Origin of the sequence: Caballeronia sordidicola (genome assembly GCF_000729995.1) — a bacterium.
Taxonomy (GTDB): Bacteria; Pseudomonadota; Gammaproteobacteria; order Burkholderiales; family Burkholderiaceae; genus Caballeronia; species Caballeronia sordidicola_A.
In genome coordinates, this window is sequence record NZ_JNFG01000010.1 from 113,291 (window position 1) to 130,507 (window position 17,217).

Sequence of the window (17,217 nt, forward strand, 5' to 3'; positions counted from 1 at the left end):
CGGCATTTTAACGACCTATTCGCCCGCTTGGATCGGGCGCCTTGCTTCCTAAGGTCATCTCGACTACAGCACATCCCGCAGCCCGCTCACATTAGTTGGCTGTCTGCTAGCGGCGAAAATTATTGGCCGGCTGGGAATAATGAATTACGCGTCTTTCGTTATCTCGAACTTGTCCAGTCTGCCTCCCCGCCTTGCTATAGCAATTTTATAGCGGGCCAGTTAAGAGCATGACCCCGACCATCGTAACTTCTGACTGCGGTCAAAACGCCCGCGAGCGTTTCCGCTGGTTCGAGCCGTGAATGCCCCCGCGCAGCAGCGGCTTGTTCCCCGCTAACACCGTTAGCGGGGAACCGGTGCTCATGAGTAGAGGCCGTGAATGCTAGTACTGAGCTGACCTTCCGTCATTCCCGCCAGGCTCTGAAAATCACCACGCCATCTAAATCGAGTGAAGTGTCTGATCAAAGGCTAGACACCCACGACAACATCGGATATTTTTGCGCGTCCCGAAAGTCATTTTAAGAACTGACACGGAATCCCGTTCACAGAAAGCCGGTCGTAATTAAAAAGCCGAATGCGAATTGGTCGTTAACAGCGAACTCCAAATAAACAAAATCAAAGCCAGGGGTAAGGAAAATGAAAAACTTCGGTCTGCAAAGGTCTCTCATGACGTTGGGCCTATTGGCCTTCCTGGCCGGATGTGGCGGCAGCGGGAATAGCAGCTCGTCCGGCAATAATGCGGCGCTAAGTGCGGATCAAAGCGCATCCGAACAATTTCTGCTTGCGCCAAATGCTTCATACGCTCTTAGTTGGGATTTGCCGGTTTCAGGCGCTCCTGTAAATGGATTCAATTACCTGATTGAGGCGCATGCATCTATGGCAGCGTCGCCATTGACGGCCGGCACGCAGAAGCTCAACGAAACTTCATACACGTCAATTGCGAATTCTCTCGGTGTGCCGGCAACCGGGACGCCCGTGCGTTATCTGGTGAACGGCGCAATCCTCGTCGGCTCAAGTTTGTCCAATGTCAGTTACCAGGGAACAGGCGTGCGGTTCGACGACATTGCCAGCGATGGCGTAACCGTTGTGGACAGCGTACTTCGCTCCAACTATTCGGTCGTGCCACTGACGGGCGCGGTCACAGCCGCGCCAACGGAGTTCACGCAATTCTTCAGCGTGCTCTATTACAACGCGTCTTTGCTCAATGCATCGAGCACATGGAGCGCGGGCGCCGCCTATGAGAAATTCACCGGCACGCAAATCGGCGACCTTTACACGGTCGTGGACTTCGCGGGCGCCACGACCGGTAACGCACCGACGCCGGTAGCAAGCGGTACGACAATCGCAGCGATGATCGCGGCCGGGGGTATTTTCTCGACCACCGACGCGGTGACCTATACACTCAGCAACGGCACCGTGTCGACGATCAATGGCGTTACGACATACTTGGCGTCGAATGTGCGCGCGAACTTGACGACACCCGCCTATCGAACCTTCTACGAGCTAAACGGCAACGTCTACGAGGGCAACTTGATCAAGTCCGGTACGGTGGAGGGCGGCAATGCGTATCTGGTAGCAACGCCCGGCACCACGGGCTATACCGTCAACTTCTCGCAGAACTATCAGATACGCTTGAACGCAGCGGCGGTTGCGAGCCTGCATGCAGCAGTGACGTTCTAGGGCATCTACGCGTAGGTGCTTCCCGGCTGCCACGGGCAGTCGGGAAGCACGCCAGCTTCTGCATAGCGGCCGTTCGCTTAAGTATCCGTCAGCCGAAGCTCATCCGGCGCACGTCGACCGTGACGGCTCAATAACTATGGCCGTCTGAATGACTGATGTTTGGCCGACATTCTCCCTTCCGCAAAATAGGTTCAAAGAGCGGTAGCCGAGCCCGGATCGGCATGTCCGATCCGGGTAAGGTGAAACGTGCGACGCAATTCGAAGCCAAGACGTTCATACAACCCAATCGCGGAAAGGTTGTCACTGAACACGTGCAAAAACGGCGTGTCTCCCCGTTGCACAATTTGTCTGCCCAAGGTTTTCACGAGCCGACCGGCAAGTCCTCTGCCACGCCAGTCTTCATCTACACAAACGGCGCTTATCTCAACGTATCCGTCGAGGCGCATCCGTTCGCCGGCCATTGCAATGAGACGCCCCTGGTCGCGAATGCCAATGTAGTTTCCCATCTCACCTGTTCGCTTGCCGAAAGGACCGGGTTTGGTCTTCCGGACGAGATCGAGCATATCTTTCGCATCCACGTTGCTCAGTTGGATCACCTCCTGAGCGTCCGTGCTTCCGGCTTCCTGGTGCTTAGCGACCATTTGATGGACGATGCCCACATGCGTTATCTGCAGCGTATCGACTCGACCCATAGGATCCAGGGATTGCAAAACGGCCTGTTCGTGAGGCAGCAGAAGCTGGTGGAGCGCGCGGTAGGCAGCGGGGGTTGCGGACGCCAAAGCAGCGAAGGGAGCCACATCGGGATGGTATCGACGGGCAAGCTTGTCTCCGCTCCCAAGATGGGCCTGCCTGGTCGTAAGCGCCGCCCAGACCGGGCGGTCGAGGCCAGTGTGTATCGAACCATTCATATACTTTCCTTTGCAAGAGCCAACTCTGTACCGGCGAATTGAATGTTCAGCGAAGCGCAACACCGAGGCCGCATTGCTACGCAGTCTAGACGGTGAGCCTGCACAGGGCTATAGTCACAAATGACATTAATCGAGTCATTTGTGACATGAGACTGGCTATCCTCGCACTCGATGGTGTATTCGACACCGGGCTTACCGTTCTGCTGGATACCTTCGCGACGGCCAACGAACTTGCCGCCGCCCGAGGATTCGCCTCACCGCCCTTCGACGTAAGCCTCGTAGGCGTGCGCAGACGCATCCGTACCGCGCACGGGTTGTCCACTCCGGTCGAGTTGGCAAGCAGTGTTCGTCAGCCGGATTGGGTCGTCGTACCTGCGCTGAATGCCAAACAGCCGGAGCGCCTGATTGAGGCCCTGGAGCGCAGCGACGTGCGCGACGCCATGGCGTACCTTCGTACCTGCAACGCTGACGGCATTGGAATTGCAGCGGCGTGTATTGGTACGTTTGTGCTCGCGGAAGCCGGGCTTCTGGACAATCGCGACGCGACAACCAGCTGGCCGTTGGCGCCGTTCTTCCGTCAACGCTACCCGACTGTCAAACTGGACGATTCCCGCATGGTTGTCGCGTCGGATCGCGTGGTGACTGCTGGAGCCATGATGGGCCATCTCGATCTTGCACTATGGCTGGTGCGACAGGCGAGTCCTGAGTTGGCGACGCTCGTCGCCCGCTTCATGCTGGTTGACGCGCGTTCGTCCCAGGCCGAATACATTGTTCCCGACCACCTCGCGCACGCCGATCCGTTGATTGCTAAATTCGAGCGGTGGGCTCGCGATAATCTCTCTTCTGGATTTTCGCTTCAGGAAGTGGCGAGCGTATTGTCCGTCGGCACACGCACCTTGCAACGCCGCACGGAGGCAGTGCTCGGCAAGTCGCCGCTGGCATTTTTCCAGGACCTTCGGATCGAACGGGCACGGCACCTCGTATCTATTGGCTGCGACGTTGAGACAATTGCGAGCGAGGTTGGCTACGCCGACTCGGCGACATTGCGAACTTTGTTGCGCCGAAGGCTGGGCCGTGGAGTGCGGGAGCTTCGCGCCGACATGCGATAACGCACATCTCGCGACGAGCGCATGCATAGGGCCGTGCGACTCCGCTAAAGCTAAATAGAGGGCATCTCAAGATGACTGAGCTTTCAACGATGAAACGCCGAACGGCCCTCATTGCAACGCTGTCGGTTGTGCTCACGGTCAACGCCGGCCTATCCGTTTCCGCGTTCGCGCAGACCCAAGGTTCGATTTCCCCGCCACCCATCGCGTCACAATCCTCGCAGCAGGCAATTGAATCCATCGCGAAAGTATTCGCGCCTGGCGGCACGCTGCGCGCTTCTATCAATCTCGGGAATCCGGTGCTGGCGAGCATCGATCCAGCAAGCGGCAAGGCGGTCGGCGTATCGGTCGATCTCGCCACCGAACTCGCCAGGCGTCTCGGTGTGCCGCTGCAACTGGTCGTGGTCAAGTCGGCGGGAGCATCGGTGGATAACATCAACCAGGACAAGGCGGATGTCGGTTTCTTCGCCGTCGATCCGAAGCGCGGACAAGAAATCAGTTTCACGAAACCGTATGTGTCGATCGAAGGCTTTTACCTGGTGCGCGACACGTCGCCGATCATCACCAACGATCAGGTCGACCAACCGGGAGTGACGGTTGCAGTCGGTAAGGACAGCGCGTACGACTTGTTCCTCACGCGCGAATTGCATCGCGCGAAGATTGTGCGGATTCCGACATCCCCCGCAGTGGTGCAAGATTTTCTAAGTCAGCATCTGGACGTGGCGGCGGGCGTCAGGCAACAGCTTGAAAGCGATGCCGCGAAGGCCGGTGGATTGCGGCTGCTCGATCAACGCTTCATGGTGATCCGTCAGGCGATGGGGGTGCCAAAAGCAAAGGGCGATGAAGCGGCTGCGTATCTGTCGAGGTTTGTCGACGACATGAAAGCGTCGGACTTTGTAGCAGCGTCCCTGGCGCGCCATCAAATTGCGGGCGCGGTCGTTGCGAAAGACAACGACTAGCGGGTGCGCGCCCACAGCTTTACTTGGTCGGGAAGAAATGACACACGTTAAGGATTCCTCTTCTTATGGCGCAGAAGATAAACGTGGATCATGCATGGCTAAACACGTCACGCCTTGAGGTTGGGCAGGACAAAATGGCGCAGCACTTCGTCGGGCACTTGCCAGTCTTTTCGATCGTTGTAATTTCCTGCTGTGACCACCACCACGAGCGCGCGTGCTGGAATGATAGCCAGTAGCTGTCCACCATTACCCAACCCCAAAACATAGTGCTCGCCCCGAATTCCGGTCTTGCTCGGATAGGCGATTTCGCCGACTCGCCACAGGTAACCATATGACTGTCCGTCACGCACCGTAGCGGCGGGAGTGAAGCTTGCGTCGAGCCAGGCCGCGGGCACGATCGCACGGCCCTTCCATTGACCACGGGCGAGCACCAATTGGCCGACGCGCGCGAGCTCACGCGGCGTCAGGCGTAGCCCGGAGGCGGCAATCGCCTCTCCATCCGTGCCTTTTGCCCACGAGAATTTGTCGATACCAAGCGGCTCGAAAAGAGCCGAGCGCGCGTAGTCCGCGAGCGCTTGCCCGGTACCCTTCTCAATCAGGCGAGCGACCAGCGCAACGGCCCCGCCGCTATAGATCCAGACTTCGCCCGGTGCGGCGACTATCGGCCGTTCGAGCACGTAGCGATATCGATCGGGAGCCGTGTCCATTGCCGTCTCGCTGTTGCCCGGATCGAGATACGAAAGTTGCTCGTTCCATTGCATGCCGAGCGTCATGGTCAGCGCATTGGCGATCGTGAGATTCGCCCGTTGCGGATCTCGAGCGAGGTCCGGGTATTCCGGGAACTGCGACAGGAGCGGCGTATTGACTGGCGGGACGCGCTTGTCCGCGAGCGCAATGCCGTAGAGCAGCGACACCAGGCTCTTGGTGACGGAGCGCAGATCGTGTTGAGTGTCAGGACCGAATACAACTTCCGCAGGCGCTTGGCCCCGGGTTTCATCGAGACCCGAAAAATAGCGCTCGAAGGCTATGCGCCCTTCATGCAACACCAGGACGCCGTGCAGGTTGGGCAGCGAGGTGGTGGTACGAAAGGCCTCGAAGCGGGCATCGAGATCGGGTGCGAAGCCGGAGTCCCCTGGGGGCGTCGCTGCCCAGGAGGCGGTTTGGGCGAAGAGCGGTATCTGGCTCGCTATTAACGCGACTCCGGCTAGTTTGAAGATATCGCGGCGGCTGACAGACTTGATCATGAACGTCTCCTTGAAAGCTCTGGCGTGCTCTGTCGCTAGGGCATGTTCTCGATACGGCCACTACCCGATATGGCCGAATGCAACTGCGCCGGATGACCGTGCAGCTTCACGACACCACTGCCACGGATGACAACGTCAGCGTTGTCCTGCGCCGCGACCTGCACTTCGCCGCTGCCATGGACCACGATCTCCGCAGACCTGGCCGAGAGGCCTTGCAGTTCCGCCTCGCCCGAACCCGCGACATTGAGCGCGACAACCTGCACGGCGCCACTCGCGACAACATGGCCGCTTCCCGTGATGCGCAATTGCAGCTTCTGCTGGTCGATACCCGATAGAACGAGGTTGCTGTTGCCCCTGATTCCCCATGCTGCGATCGACGGGGCCGTCAGGCGAACCGAGAGATGTGCGAGCGGGGCACATTCGAGATCGCTATCGAAACCGAGCCGGCCGTCAACAATGCGCACATGGCTGATCACAGAAGAATCGCCCGTCACGGTCGCTTCGGCTTTGGGGCCTGGCTGGTAGCTGACAGAGGCCGGCAGATCGATATCGAGGCGGTCGTTCGCCTCGAACGGGAACGTAACGGAGGCGGGCGAGGTGCCGGCAGGGCTCGCGGCATTAACGCCGCTTGCCGGCGAACGGTCGAACCATGTCGAACCACAACCCCATCGCCCATGTCGCCACCAAGACGCACCGTCATCCCGATGCGACCCGGCGAGCGAACTGCCTAGCGCAAGGAGAGCAACGAGCGCGACGGCGACGCTCAATCCCGCAACTACAAACAATGCTGGTCTCTTGGTCGCGTTCCGCTGTTGCGTCGACATGTCTACGCCCGGGTCTCGCGTCGTGTCTTCATCGGGCTCGAGCAGGTGGTAATGCAATCGCATATAGCGTCCGAGCATCCGCACGCCTGCGCCGAGTCCCATCAGCAGCAGTGAGCCGCCGACGACAAGGCAGGCAATCAGCCCGATACCGACCACGAAGCGGATCACCCCGCCAACGAACGAGCCACCGTGCGCAAAAAATACGACGGTGAAGATCATGTGTGCCCCGACAGCGCCGAGGGCCGCGAGGCCGATGCCAATGCCGAGGGCAACGGCTGCCAGGACGAGCAGCAGGGGCATCAGGAAGAAGATGTCGACCGCTGCGAGGCCTGCCAGCGCAAGCATGGCCGTGATGAGGTTGGCAAAGCTGCGATGCGACTCGAATCGCCGCAGGCCGGTTTCGGCGCGTAGCTCCCGGGCGAGCCGCGCCGGGTCGCCCAGGGCCTCGGCGACCTCCGCCTCACTGCGACCCGACGCGCGTGCTTCCGCAAAATGGGCTTCGTAGTCGGCGATGATCTCGTCGACCTCCTGCTTCGACAGACCGGCAAGCCCGGCTCGCAGCGTGCGCAAGAATGCTTCACTGTTCAAGTGTGGTCTCCGAGAAGTTGATCGACCGCGGCCACAAAGGCCCGCCAGTCACGCCGATGCGCTTCAAGCGCGTCATGGCCCATCGGCGTGAGCCGATAATATTTACGCGAGGGCCCGCTGGCCGATTCGACCAGGCGGGTTGCGACCAGCCCGTCGTTCTGCATGCGGCGCATCAGCGGATAGATCGTGCCTTCGCCCATGCCGACGGCACTGGCGAGCGTGCTGGCGATCTCGTAGCCGTAGCTCTCCCCACGTGACAACAGGGCGAGCACACACAGATCGAGTGCCCCTTTCTTCAGTTGAACCTGGATCGATTCGGTCATGTGCGAACTCGTTGAATAGCTTAAACATATAACATGCTACCTGTTTATGCAAGATAGTAGATTGATATTTATCGGGGAGCTGGCCGCATGGGTCGGCGGCCCGGAAACTTCAATTGAAAGGAGCGCGGGATGCGTCGGCCGTAATGAAGGCGTGAATTCGCGAGGCCGCTATTGGCTGGTGCTGTTCAGGCTCATCAAGCGAGACATCGTAATGCGGCAGGTTGTCCGCCAGCGACAACCACACGCCGCGCAGGTACATAGTCATGGCTAGCGTTGGCCACCACGTGCCGTATAGATAAAACGCGCCCGCATACAGCACGAGCGACAGCAGCCAGTCACGCCGGATGCGGCTACGCCGTGCCGGATCTCGAGCGAAACCGATGAACAGACGCTGAACGTTCAGTCCGGCAGCCCCTTCACTGCCGATTGCTCGCGCGACCACCTGACACGTGCGCTTGACCGGCAGAAAAGCGAGCACCGGCAATACCAGTTCCGCCACATAGAGACCGCCCAGCAAACGCGCGTAATAGTGAACACGGGCGCGCACACGATGCGACGAGCCATCGTGCACGTCTGGACGATCATACGGTTCGCGCGTGAAACGATGATGCATCAGGTGACCGAATATGTCGCCGCAGAACTTAACAACGCCTCGTGACAGACTGAAGAATCGTTCGTGCGCTGGTAATAACCGGTAAGCGGTGCAGAAAAAAGCCGCCTGACGGCGACGTTGAGCGGGGCGCAGAAACACGTTTCGCGGCCCCGATCGCAGCTAACGATCGAACCAGTTCAGCATTGCCTGCCTATGTGAAGCGCTCCCGGCTGACTTGTCCGCGCTGGAGCAACGGTGCGTACTCGAGCAATTCCCGTGGCGCGATGTTGAAGGCGCGACGGAACGCACGCGTAAACGTCGACGCAGCATTGAAACCCAACCCCGAGGCAATGTCCTGTACCTCCATATGCGGAAAGCGCACCAGCTCATTGGCCGCCATTCGCAGCCTGCGGCTGCGAATATAAGCGGCGAGGCCGCCTTCATGCTCGAATAGACGGTACACACTGGCGCGCGAGAGATGCAGCGACGCCAACACGCTGTCAGGCGACAAATCCGGATCGTGCAGATGGGCTTCGACATGCCGCCGCACCTGTCCATAGACTGCTGCACGTACCGCCGCGCGGCCGCCGCCGGAAAGACCCGCTTGACGGCTGAAAGCTGCGACGAGTAGCTCTACCGCGGCGAGAAAGGATTGACGCGCTTCCTCCTTGGCCAACCCGACGATTCGTCGATTTAGTGCCACCAGATGCTCAATCAGTAGACGTGTCAAAGGAGTGGTGGCGTGAACCCAGCGGCCATGCAGCGAGGCGGCGTCAGGGAACGAGCTTTCCACCAGAGCCCGCGGCACGAAAACGAGCAGTATCCGACCATGAAAACTCCGGATTGTGCACGGCTGATCCATGTCCAGCGCGAGGATGCTTGGCACTTGCGGTATGTGCCGCGCGTCGGGCCGTGGCTTGCCGCCCAGGAACTGCCCCGGTGGTCCTTCAAGGTACACGCTGAAGCTGATGTCGCGAATGCTCTCGGTCGAAACCCGCCCCAACGATCGCACGGCTAGGTTCGGTCCGGTGCGGAAATCGAAGAAGCTTAGGTTGTCGATCGTGTAGCGAGACAGCGACGCATCGAACGTATCCTCAGCTTGCTTTGAGGAAGGCCGTATATCGTAGACGGGACTTATACGCTCCTGCCAGGCCGGGAAGCTTTGTCGTGCATCACCCTGCACGCTGAAATTGCTGTGCACGATGCCGGGCGCGAGCGTGGGCGGCTCCGGCGGCAACAGCAAGCGGCTCAGTGGTATAGCAGTATGTAGCGGGTCGTCGTTCAATGTAGTGCCCATCGCTGATTTTCGTCCAGTTTTGATCCGCCCCGTGCGGCTGAACCTTATGTTTACTCACTAGCCCGCTCAGTGCGCGCTAGTGCAGGTTGCCAAGCATATCAGTACTTTTTTTTGCCGTAGCGCGCAGCGAAAGACTTGCCGGCAAGTCTTTCGTTTCAGTACCCGGTCGCACATGCTCTTGAGCAGACCGATTACTCGATAGCGGTCATTCGATGCATCCTCCAATATTATAAGGATGACGAATTTATTAATAAACGGCATCGACACCGGCTACCGCCGCCAGGTAATGCGGACTGGAAAGAGTCGACGGCATCATTCCACTGGGAGCGGAAATCATAACAACCCGACAAGCCATCCCGCAGCGTCGGAAATAGCTGACGCGCCCATACCTCTTCCATAGCAGCAATTGATCATCGAGTAAGTGAGCAGTAAGTGCTCCGGTCATACAGTACGCCCCAACGACCACCCCATAAAAGGCACCACTGTGAAAAAACACCTTCGTCGCGAGTATCAACTGCTATTCGCCGTCGCATCCGCTCTGATGGTTTCGGGCGCGGCCTGGGCAGAGGGTTCTGGTGCGAATGTGCCTAACGCCGACACAACCGGCTTTGCAATTCTGAGCAATGCCACGAACGTTACGCATTGGGGACTTGGCGGCGGGGCGGCATTCGAGGGATCACCTTACAAAGGATATGGCACGCACATAACGCCCGTTCCATTCTTCTTTTTCGACGACAAATGGATCCATGCAATTGGCACGACCGTTGATCTGAAGGTCGGAAAATGGGGCGGCGTTGCGTTCACCCTGCGCGGCAATTACGCGATTGCAGACGGCTACAAGGGCTCTGACGCACCCATCCTGAATGGCATGCAAAACCGGAGCGCCGCATTCTGGCTGGGCCCTGCATTCAAATGGGAGACGCAGTACGGCGATCTGTCGGGCGAGTACCTGACCGGCGGAAACAAAGGCCAGAAGGCCGATATCGAGTTCGGCAAGACCCTGGACTATGGTAGGTTCTCTATTGAACCCCATGCAGGAGCCGCTTGGCTGAGCGGCAAATACGTTGATTATTACTATGGCGTAAGGACGTCGGAGGCGCGAGCCGGACGACCTGCATACACCGGGACAGCCACTTACAAGGAATCAGTCGGCGCCAAGTTCGACTATCGCGTAACGCGCCAACAGCTCGTGAGCCTTGATTTGAGCGTAGCGCACCTGGGTAGCGGAATAACCGACAGCCCGATCGTCGGCAGGCGATTCATTCCTGAAGCCAAGATAGCCTATCTCTACCAATTCAATTGAACCGGACATATGTCGCGAATAGCACTGATCGAAGATCATGCCCGCCTGGCGGGCATGATCCGGCAATCGTTGTCCGGTGCCGGAATTGAAACCGATATCTTCAGCAGTCTCTCTGAAGCAGCCTATGGCCTGAGCCGTGCCGACTACTCGGTCATGATCCTTGACCGCGGATTGCCCGACGGCGACGGACTGCTTTTTCTGCGAACGTTACGTGCTGCCGGAACCATGACTCCGTGCCTGATGCTGACAGCGCGGGATGCGTTGCACGACCGGATAGAAGGGCTTGAGACTGGCGCGGACGACTACGTCACCAAGCCATTCGAGATGAGTGAGCTCGTAGCACGCGTGCGAACGCTGATGCGCAGGCCTGCCGAAATGACGACGCTGATTCAAAGCTTCGCTGATATTGCAATCGATCCACAGCAACATGCCATGCGTTGCGGCAACCAGTCCATCCCGCTTGCACCCGCCGAATTGCAGATCATGTCTGTTTTACTGAGGGCCGCGGGCCGGACCGTTCGCCATGCGGCGCTCGAGCATGCGGGCTGGGGGCTGGGCGACGCAGTCACGCCCAACGCCCTCGAAGTGACCATTCACCGGCTGCGAAAGAAGCTGCTGGCGGTGGGGGCGACCACACGACTTGCGAACATCAGGGGCGCAGGTTTCGCGGTCCAGCGGCTGGACTCAGTGCGAGATGACCAGCGCTCAGAGTGACCGGTACGCTCGACCGTTTCGCCAATGGACGGATCAACTCCAGGCCCGCGACCGCATCGCGCAATGTCATCCTTGACGGCATTCGATCAAGTTACACGGACAGCTTCATCATGCTCAGCTACTGGATCAAAAGCCTCTCGGTGCGCTTATGGGTTACAAGCGTGGCGGCGTTAGCCGTGAGTCTCACGGTCATCGCCGCGATCGTGCTGTACGCTTTCAATCACTTGCCACCCGATACATTCAGGGTGAGCGAGAGCATAAGAAGCGCCCACCTGTTAGCCTCCCAATTGCGCTTTGACGAGTCGGGGCGGCCGGTGTCGATAAACCTCGACGAGCGCGCGACGTGGCTCTTCGATTTCGCATCGACCGAGTTGCTGTACCGTACGCTCGACGCTTCGGGACAGGTGCTTCTTGCTTCCCGTGGCGCGCTGAACAATACCTCCTGGGATGCCGGCGATTTGACAAGCTCCCTCGGCGCCATGAAACGCGTTGCCATTAACGGTAAGCCTTTTGACGTCGTGACCCTGGAGATCATGCACGGGCAAACGCCATTTTTTGTGCAAAGCGCGGCGAGCGTAGCGTTCAATAAAGCCGTGCTCGGCGAGAGGATCGAGCCGATTCCGGAGATCGTGGGTTATACCTTGCTGATCGCGACAATTATCTTCGGCCTGACCTTGACCTTCACTGTTCGCCGCGTGCTGCGGCCTCTGCGCGTGGCATCGGATTCCGCTGCTTCAATCACGCCGCAGAACCTTCGCATGCGGCTTTCCATCAAGGGCGTTCCCAGCGAGATCAAGCCGATTCTTATCGCGTTCAATGATGCGCTGGCGCGCCTCGAAAATGGCTTCGCAGTACAGCAGCAATTTCTTGCCTCAGCTGCTCATGAACTTCAAACACCGCTGACTTTGATAAGAGGACAGATCGAGTTGCAGCCCGAGGTCGAGAACAAGGATTCACTGTTCCGCGAAATCGACTTGATGGCACGGCAGGTCCGGCAGCTCTTGCATCTCGCCGAAGTAAGTGAATCGCAAAACTTTGAATTTGGCGAGGTCGACAAGGTCGATGTTGTCGAGGACGTGGTGGACTATCTGGCGCGCAAGGCGGACAAGAAACAAGTGAAACTGCATGTGGACGCTCCTGTCATTCCCGCGACAATGCGAGCTGACAGGAGCGCGCTTTTCATCTTGCTGAAAAATATAGTTGAAAACGCGATCAACGCGACGCCTACGCATGGGTCCGTCATTGTTTCCGTCGACGAAAAGACGATCTGTATCCAGGACGAGGGGCCCGGCGTCAACCCTGAACATTTGCCATTTCTGTTTGAGCGTTTTTGGCGCGCGCCGGATTCTCAACATGACGGCGCCGGCCTGGGCCTGTCGATCTGCAAGGAAATAGCGCTGGCGCACAATTGGAAACTGTCCGTCAGAACGTTGGCGTCCGGAACCCGGTTTATTGTTTCCTTCTAGCCCCGTCCTTACTTACCTGCCTGCATTTGCTTAAGGAAATCGTGCTGGAAAATGCACATGCGAAAGGCATTGTGATACCGGCCATTGCCAAAAAACTCTTCGATCAATTCCGCTTCCTGTTTGAAGCCGCACTTCTCGTAGACGTGAATGGCCGACTGATTCGACACATCGACGATCAGATAAAGCTTGCGCAGATTGAGCACGGAAAACGCGTAGTCCGTTGCGAGCAGGGTTGCGCTTGTTGCATACCCCTGGCCTTGAGCGCCGGGTGCAATGATGATCTGGAACTCGCCGCGCCTATGGATGTAATCCAGCTCGATCAATTCTGCGAGCCCTACCGTCTCGCCCGTCTTGTCGACGGCAACAAAGCGGCGTTCACGCAGATCGTGAACGTGGCGATCGTATAGCTGGGACAACTCGGAGAATGTTTCGTAGGGTTCTTCGAACCAGTAACGCATGATCTTTGCGTTGTTGTTCAGGCTGTGGACGAAGTGGAGATCGGTACGTTCGAGTGGCCGCAGCATGAGCTGATTGTTCTCTTCGATGATCATGAGTGACACTCCGTGATTGGTGGATCGACCTGTAATATAGCTTAAGGACCTGTGCGTCCCTCGCAGCCCACAGGCCTTAAGCAATGGCGTCCAGCCGCACGCCATACACTTCAAGCGCGGCATCGTGCAGCGCCTGAAGCACTACAGTTGCCGCCGGCGACAATAGTTGCGTTTGCCGCGTGATAATGCCGAATGCGTCCATGCGGAACGGCAGTTCAATTGCCAACCGCTTCAGTGTGCCGAACTCCTCGTATTGCCGTGCGACCTCTTCGGGCATCACCGCGAGCATGTCGCTCTGGAGCAAGATGCCCGAGATGGCGAGGATGTTGTTGGTATTCACCACATTCTGCGGCGAACTGAGGCCGATCTGCGAAAACACCATGTCGAACCTGTGCCGCAGCACGCTGCCTGGCGGATGCAGAACCCAGCCCGCATTGACAATGTCATGCATGGTCAGGCCGCTCGCCTGTGCGAGCGGATGCCCGGGGCGCACGACCACGCAAAGCGGTTCCTCGGCAATAGGCTCGTAACGCACCGTATCCTTGAACTCGCCTTGTCGCTCGAGTACGCGGCCGATCATGATGTCCAGGTGACCCTCCGCAATCAGCGGCAGCATCGTGTTAGACGTCTCCACTTGCAGCCAGATCTGCAATTGCGGATAAAGCGCTTTCACGCGCGCGATGGCGAGCGGCACCATGGTCGCGGCGGCCGCGGCAATCGTGCCAATCTGCACCTGACCCGCGAGTCCCGCACGCAACGCGGAGATCTCGTTGTGCGCCTGGTCCAGGTTCGAAAGCACCATGCGCGCATGCCGGATCATCACTTCGCCGTACAGCGTGGCGTGCATCCCGTGCGGCGTGCGGTCGAAGAGTCGCACCTCCAGCACGTCCTCCAGCTCCTTCAACAGACGCGACGCCGCCGGCTGCGTCATGCCGAGGACATCGGCGGCGCGGCGAACGTTGCCTTCTTCTTCCATGGCCGCGAGGAGCATCAACTGTCGCGTCTTGAGGCGCGCGCGCACGAACCAGTTCGAGTAGTTTTGAGCCATCGCCGTGTGCCTATGCGTGAATTGAAACGACACTGAAAGCTTCTTTGCTTTCTGGATATGCCGGCGTTTTTTTCATTGTCGTTTTAGCTTGGTGACAAACAAGGTCGTAGTTCAGGGAAGGCGCGGATCCTCTATCGGGACCAGGAGAAACTCGCAGCGGTGGATGCGCCTCGCAAGCCATGGACGTCAATCGTAGCCGATCGTGGCTGTCGGGCAGGCAAGACTGCGCAAGCCGCATTATCGCCGCTTGGCGGCGCTCGCCCCGGTTTGGCGTACGAGTGAGGAATGATAGGCGCTTGCCCGAAGCCGGGCGAGCCATCCGGCATCCGGTCGCTAGGCCGTGGCGATCAGCAACACGCCGGTGCCCGCGAGGCCGATGGTCCAGAGCCTGTCGAAGTTGATCCAGCCGCGCCTGAGCACACCCACGCCCAGCCAGTCGTACACGAGCAGCGCGATGCCGCCGGTCACGAGCAAGGTGGCCAGCGTATGCAGGCCGACCGCGGCGAGCGAGACCAGCAGCGGCCCGGAGGATGCTTGGCCGGCCACGGACCCGCACAATGGGATCAGCGCCGGAATCAGCATGAGGCCTGCGCCGTGTGCGGTAGCCATCAGGAACGACCAGAGGACGAGGCCGGCAAAGCCCGTCGTCATGCCAACACGCACGCGGTGCCGATGGCCGTATCGGACCTGGTACACCGCCCAGGCGACGAGCAGGGCGCCGCTTGCGATGCGGATAAGATGGCTATCGAGGACCATTCCCGTAGTGAGCACGAGCGCGGCGACTATGCCGATAGAGAGTGCGTGGCCCAGCGCCATTGGCGGGATCGCAAGCAGGACAGCCCGCCGGCTACGCCGATGCAGGCCTAGAGCGACCGCGAACAGCCAGCCCATGGCGGGGTTGATTCCATGAAAGATCCCAAGGCCTGCAATAGCGAACCACTCCCAGGCATGGCCCGTCCCGGCCCATGCCATGTTCATGATGCGCCCGGCTTGAGCGCTCCGCGAGAGCAGCGGGTCACGGATAACAATACGAGTCTGACGAACAGTCGCCGCCCTCGAGCCGCACCTGATGCGGCCGGTGGGTGGAAGGCCACTCGACCAGGAAACGCGGATCGAACTCGATACCGCCCTCGGGCGACGCATCCAGCTTCACCATCCAGCCGTTGAGACCATCGGGATAAAACTGCTCGTCGATAGCGCCGTATAGCGAATTGGTGAAATACACGCGGCGGCCGTCGCGGCTGACCTCGACCATCTGCGGTCCGCCGTTCAGGGCGCGACCGCCCGCCTTCGGATGGGACTCGCGCGATACGATGCCGCCGATCCTGACGGTCCCGGTGAGCTTCGGCGCGAACGGATCGGACACGTCGTATTGCCGGAAGTCGCCGGTTCCCCAGCACGCGACATAGAGAAAGCGATCGTCCATCGACAAATCTATGTCGGTGACAAGCGGCGGCACAGCGCCGAAACCCTTCAGCATGGGCGGCAACAGAGCGGGGTCGGCAGGCTCGGCCGGAATCTCGATGATCTTCTTGACAGCCCATTTGTCACCGTCGCGATACCAGGTCCAGATAGACGCGGATAAATCGTTCAGGCTGATCACGGAGTTGACGAAGCCGTATGCCTTGGTCGGATCGTGGGCCGGACGCAGCTCGAACACCAGCTGATTCTCCGCGCCGAAATCGACCTCCTGTTGATGCTTGCGTGTATGCAGGTCCCAGAAGTGCAGCTTGTGCCCGTATTTCCCGCCAAGCAGGACCTCGGGTACTAGGCCGTTTTCGAATGTAGCGGGCAAGCCCCATTCGCTTGTGACCAGGGTGTCGTGCCCGAGGTGCCACCAGGCGTCGTAGGATAATTGCTGAGGACCGCGATCTATTTCCCATTGACCGCGAATGTCGAAGGTCTCATGGTCCATCAGGAAAATGCCGCCCGGCGCCTCGCCTTGCGCGTTCGCCAATGCGGCTATGTAGATGCCCTCGGGTCCGCAGTGAACCGTATGAGGCCTCGTATAACCCGCTTTCTCGGCGACTTCACCGGGCTCCAGCACGCGCACGATCTTAGGATTGCGCGGGTCGGCCTTGGTATCGAGGATATGGATTCTCGATGATCGCAAGCCCGGCACGACCAGATAACGACGCTCAGCGTGCGCATGAGGTGCGTTCGGGCACAAGCAGGAACTGCAGGCGTTCCAGCCGAAATGATGAAGTTCGTCGCCCGCGTTGGGCATGGCAACATTGCTGATCAGCTGCGAATAGGTGGGCGACGCGGGGTCCACGTCTATGACGGCAATGGCATCCGGAACCTGTCGCGTGGGATCGAAACTCGCCACGTACGCGATGGTTTCGTGCGGGGCCTTCATGGCCATCCGCGGGGAAGGATAGAACGTTGGATCCGGTGTCCAATTTGCCATGTCATGTCTCCAGGGAATGTTTTTCCCCAGCGGCCCGGTAGAAGCCGCTCAAGGGATTACCCGCAGAACTACCGAGCAAATATACCTTGTTTCCAGCTTTCGGATGATCGAGCCCTTAAGCGGTGAAAGCTTGATTTCATCTAAGAGAATGACGCGTGGTGATAAGGGTCGGTTTAACTGGCGCGAATGCCGCCGCAAAAGCGAACG

Annotated in this window: 16 protein-coding genes; 6 read left to right on the plus strand and 10 right to left on the minus strand. The window is 59.1% G+C overall.

Annotated features, from left to right (window positions below; all coding sequences use genetic code 11):
* The first annotated feature begins 873 nt into the window (after positions 1-873).
* The gene (locus FH08_RS0111385; protein WP_235210334.1) at positions 874-1,677 is read left to right on the plus strand and encodes a hypothetical protein; all 804 of its coding nucleotides are present in this window, start codon (positions 874-876) and stop codon (positions 1,675-1,677) included.
* 191 nt (positions 1,678-1,868) lie between these two features.
* Here FH08_RS0111385 and FH08_RS0111390 read toward each other — a convergent pair whose 3' ends face one another.
* Entirely contained in the window at positions 1,869-2,585 is a 717-nt protein-coding gene (locus FH08_RS0111390; RefSeq protein ID WP_031358440.1) for a GNAT family N-acetyltransferase, read from the minus strand.
* 146 nt (positions 2,586-2,731) lie between these two features.
* Here FH08_RS0111390 and FH08_RS0111395 point away from each other — a divergent pair, with 146 nt between their 5' ends.
* Positions 2,732-3,694 carry a GlxA family transcriptional regulator gene (locus FH08_RS0111395; protein WP_031358441.1) on the plus strand — a complete coding sequence of 321 codons (963 nt, stop codon included), beginning with the start codon at positions 2,732-2,734 and terminating at the stop codon, positions 3,692-3,694.
* An 89-nt stretch (positions 3,695-3,783) separates the two neighbouring features.
* The gene (locus FH08_RS0111400; protein WP_235210335.1) at positions 3,784-4,650 is read left to right on the plus strand and encodes an ABC transporter substrate-binding protein; all 867 of its coding nucleotides are present in this window, start codon (positions 3,784-3,786) and stop codon (positions 4,648-4,650) included.
* Positions 4,651-4,757: 107 nt separating this feature from the next.
* On the opposite strand, the gene FH08_RS0111405 is transcribed toward FH08_RS0111400, so the two are convergent.
* The 5 genes from FH08_RS0111405 to FH08_RS0111425 form a co-directional block, all read right to left on the minus strand.
* Positions 4,758-5,894: a serine hydrolase domain-containing protein gene (locus FH08_RS0111405; RefSeq protein WP_081889440.1), complete on the minus strand. Its 1,137-nt coding sequence runs from the start codon at positions 5,892-5,894 to the stop codon at positions 4,758-4,760.
* 35 nt (positions 5,895-5,929) lie between these two features.
* Positions 5,930-7,306 carry a GIN domain-containing protein gene (locus FH08_RS51800; protein WP_063771193.1) on the minus strand — a complete coding sequence of 459 codons (1,377 nt, stop codon included), beginning with the start codon at positions 7,304-7,306 and terminating at the stop codon, positions 5,930-5,932.
* The gene (locus FH08_RS0111415; RefSeq protein WP_326928954.1) at positions 7,303-7,617 is read right to left on the minus strand and encodes a PadR family transcriptional regulator; all 315 of its coding nucleotides are present in this window, start codon (positions 7,615-7,617) and stop codon (positions 7,303-7,305) included. Before FH08_RS0111415 ends, FH08_RS51800 begins: the two co-directional genes overlap by 4 nt.
* 121 nt (positions 7,618-7,738) lie before the next feature.
* A complete protein-coding gene (locus FH08_RS0111420) occupies positions 7,739-8,242 on the minus strand; it encodes a hypothetical protein (RefSeq protein WP_051888146.1) in 504 nt (167 codons plus the stop codon).
* A gap of 190 nt (positions 8,243-8,432) precedes the next feature.
* On the minus strand, positions 8,433-9,518 hold the full coding sequence (locus FH08_RS0111425; protein WP_031358447.1) for a helix-turn-helix domain-containing protein: 1,086 nt from the start codon (positions 9,516-9,518) through the stop codon (positions 8,433-8,435).
* A gap of 484 nt (positions 9,519-10,002) precedes the next feature.
* Between FH08_RS0111425 and FH08_RS0111430 the strand changes: the two genes are divergently transcribed.
* The 3 genes from FH08_RS0111430 (at position 10,003) to FH08_RS0111440 (ending at position 13,001) form a co-directional block, all read left to right on the plus strand.
* On the plus strand, positions 10,003-10,821 hold the full coding sequence (locus FH08_RS0111430; protein WP_235210336.1) for a MipA/OmpV family protein: 819 nt from the start codon (positions 10,003-10,005) through the stop codon (positions 10,819-10,821).
* A gap of 9 nt (positions 10,822-10,830) precedes the next feature.
* Positions 10,831-11,535 carry a response regulator transcription factor gene (locus FH08_RS0111435; protein ID WP_031358449.1) on the plus strand — a complete coding sequence of 235 codons (705 nt, stop codon included), beginning with the start codon at positions 10,831-10,833 and terminating at the stop codon, positions 11,533-11,535.
* 203 nt (positions 11,536-11,738) lie between these two features.
* Positions 11,739-13,001, plus strand: coding sequence for a sensor histidine kinase (locus tag FH08_RS0111440; protein WP_326928952.1), 1,263 nt, complete (start codon positions 11,739-11,741; stop codon positions 12,999-13,001).
* Between the two features lie 8 nt (positions 13,002-13,009).
* Here the strand turns inward: FH08_RS0111440 and speG are convergent, their stop codons facing one another.
* The 4 genes from speG to FH08_RS0111460 all read right to left on the minus strand — a co-directional run bounded on the left by speG (position 13,010) and on the right by FH08_RS0111460 (position 17,010).
* Positions 13,010-13,552 (minus strand): spermidine N1-acetyltransferase, encoded by a 543-nt coding sequence (gene speG / locus FH08_RS0111445; protein WP_031358451.1) that lies wholly within the window; start codon positions 13,550-13,552, stop codon positions 13,010-13,012.
* Between the two features lie 76 nt (positions 13,553-13,628).
* Complete coding sequence (locus FH08_RS0111450) at positions 13,629-14,600, minus strand: LysR family transcriptional regulator (RefSeq protein ID WP_031358452.1); 972 nt, start codon at positions 14,598-14,600, stop codon at positions 13,629-13,631.
* 333 nt (positions 14,601-14,933) lie between these two features.
* Positions 14,934-15,578 (minus strand): hypothetical protein, encoded by a 645-nt coding sequence (locus FH08_RS0111455; RefSeq protein ID WP_031358453.1) that lies wholly within the window; start codon positions 15,576-15,578, stop codon positions 14,934-14,936.
* Between the two features lie 37 nt (positions 15,579-15,615).
* Positions 15,616-17,010 (minus strand): selenium-binding family protein, encoded by a 1,395-nt coding sequence (locus tag FH08_RS0111460; protein ID WP_031358454.1) that lies wholly within the window; start codon positions 17,008-17,010, stop codon positions 15,616-15,618.
* Positions 17,011-17,217 lie beyond the last annotated feature (207 nt).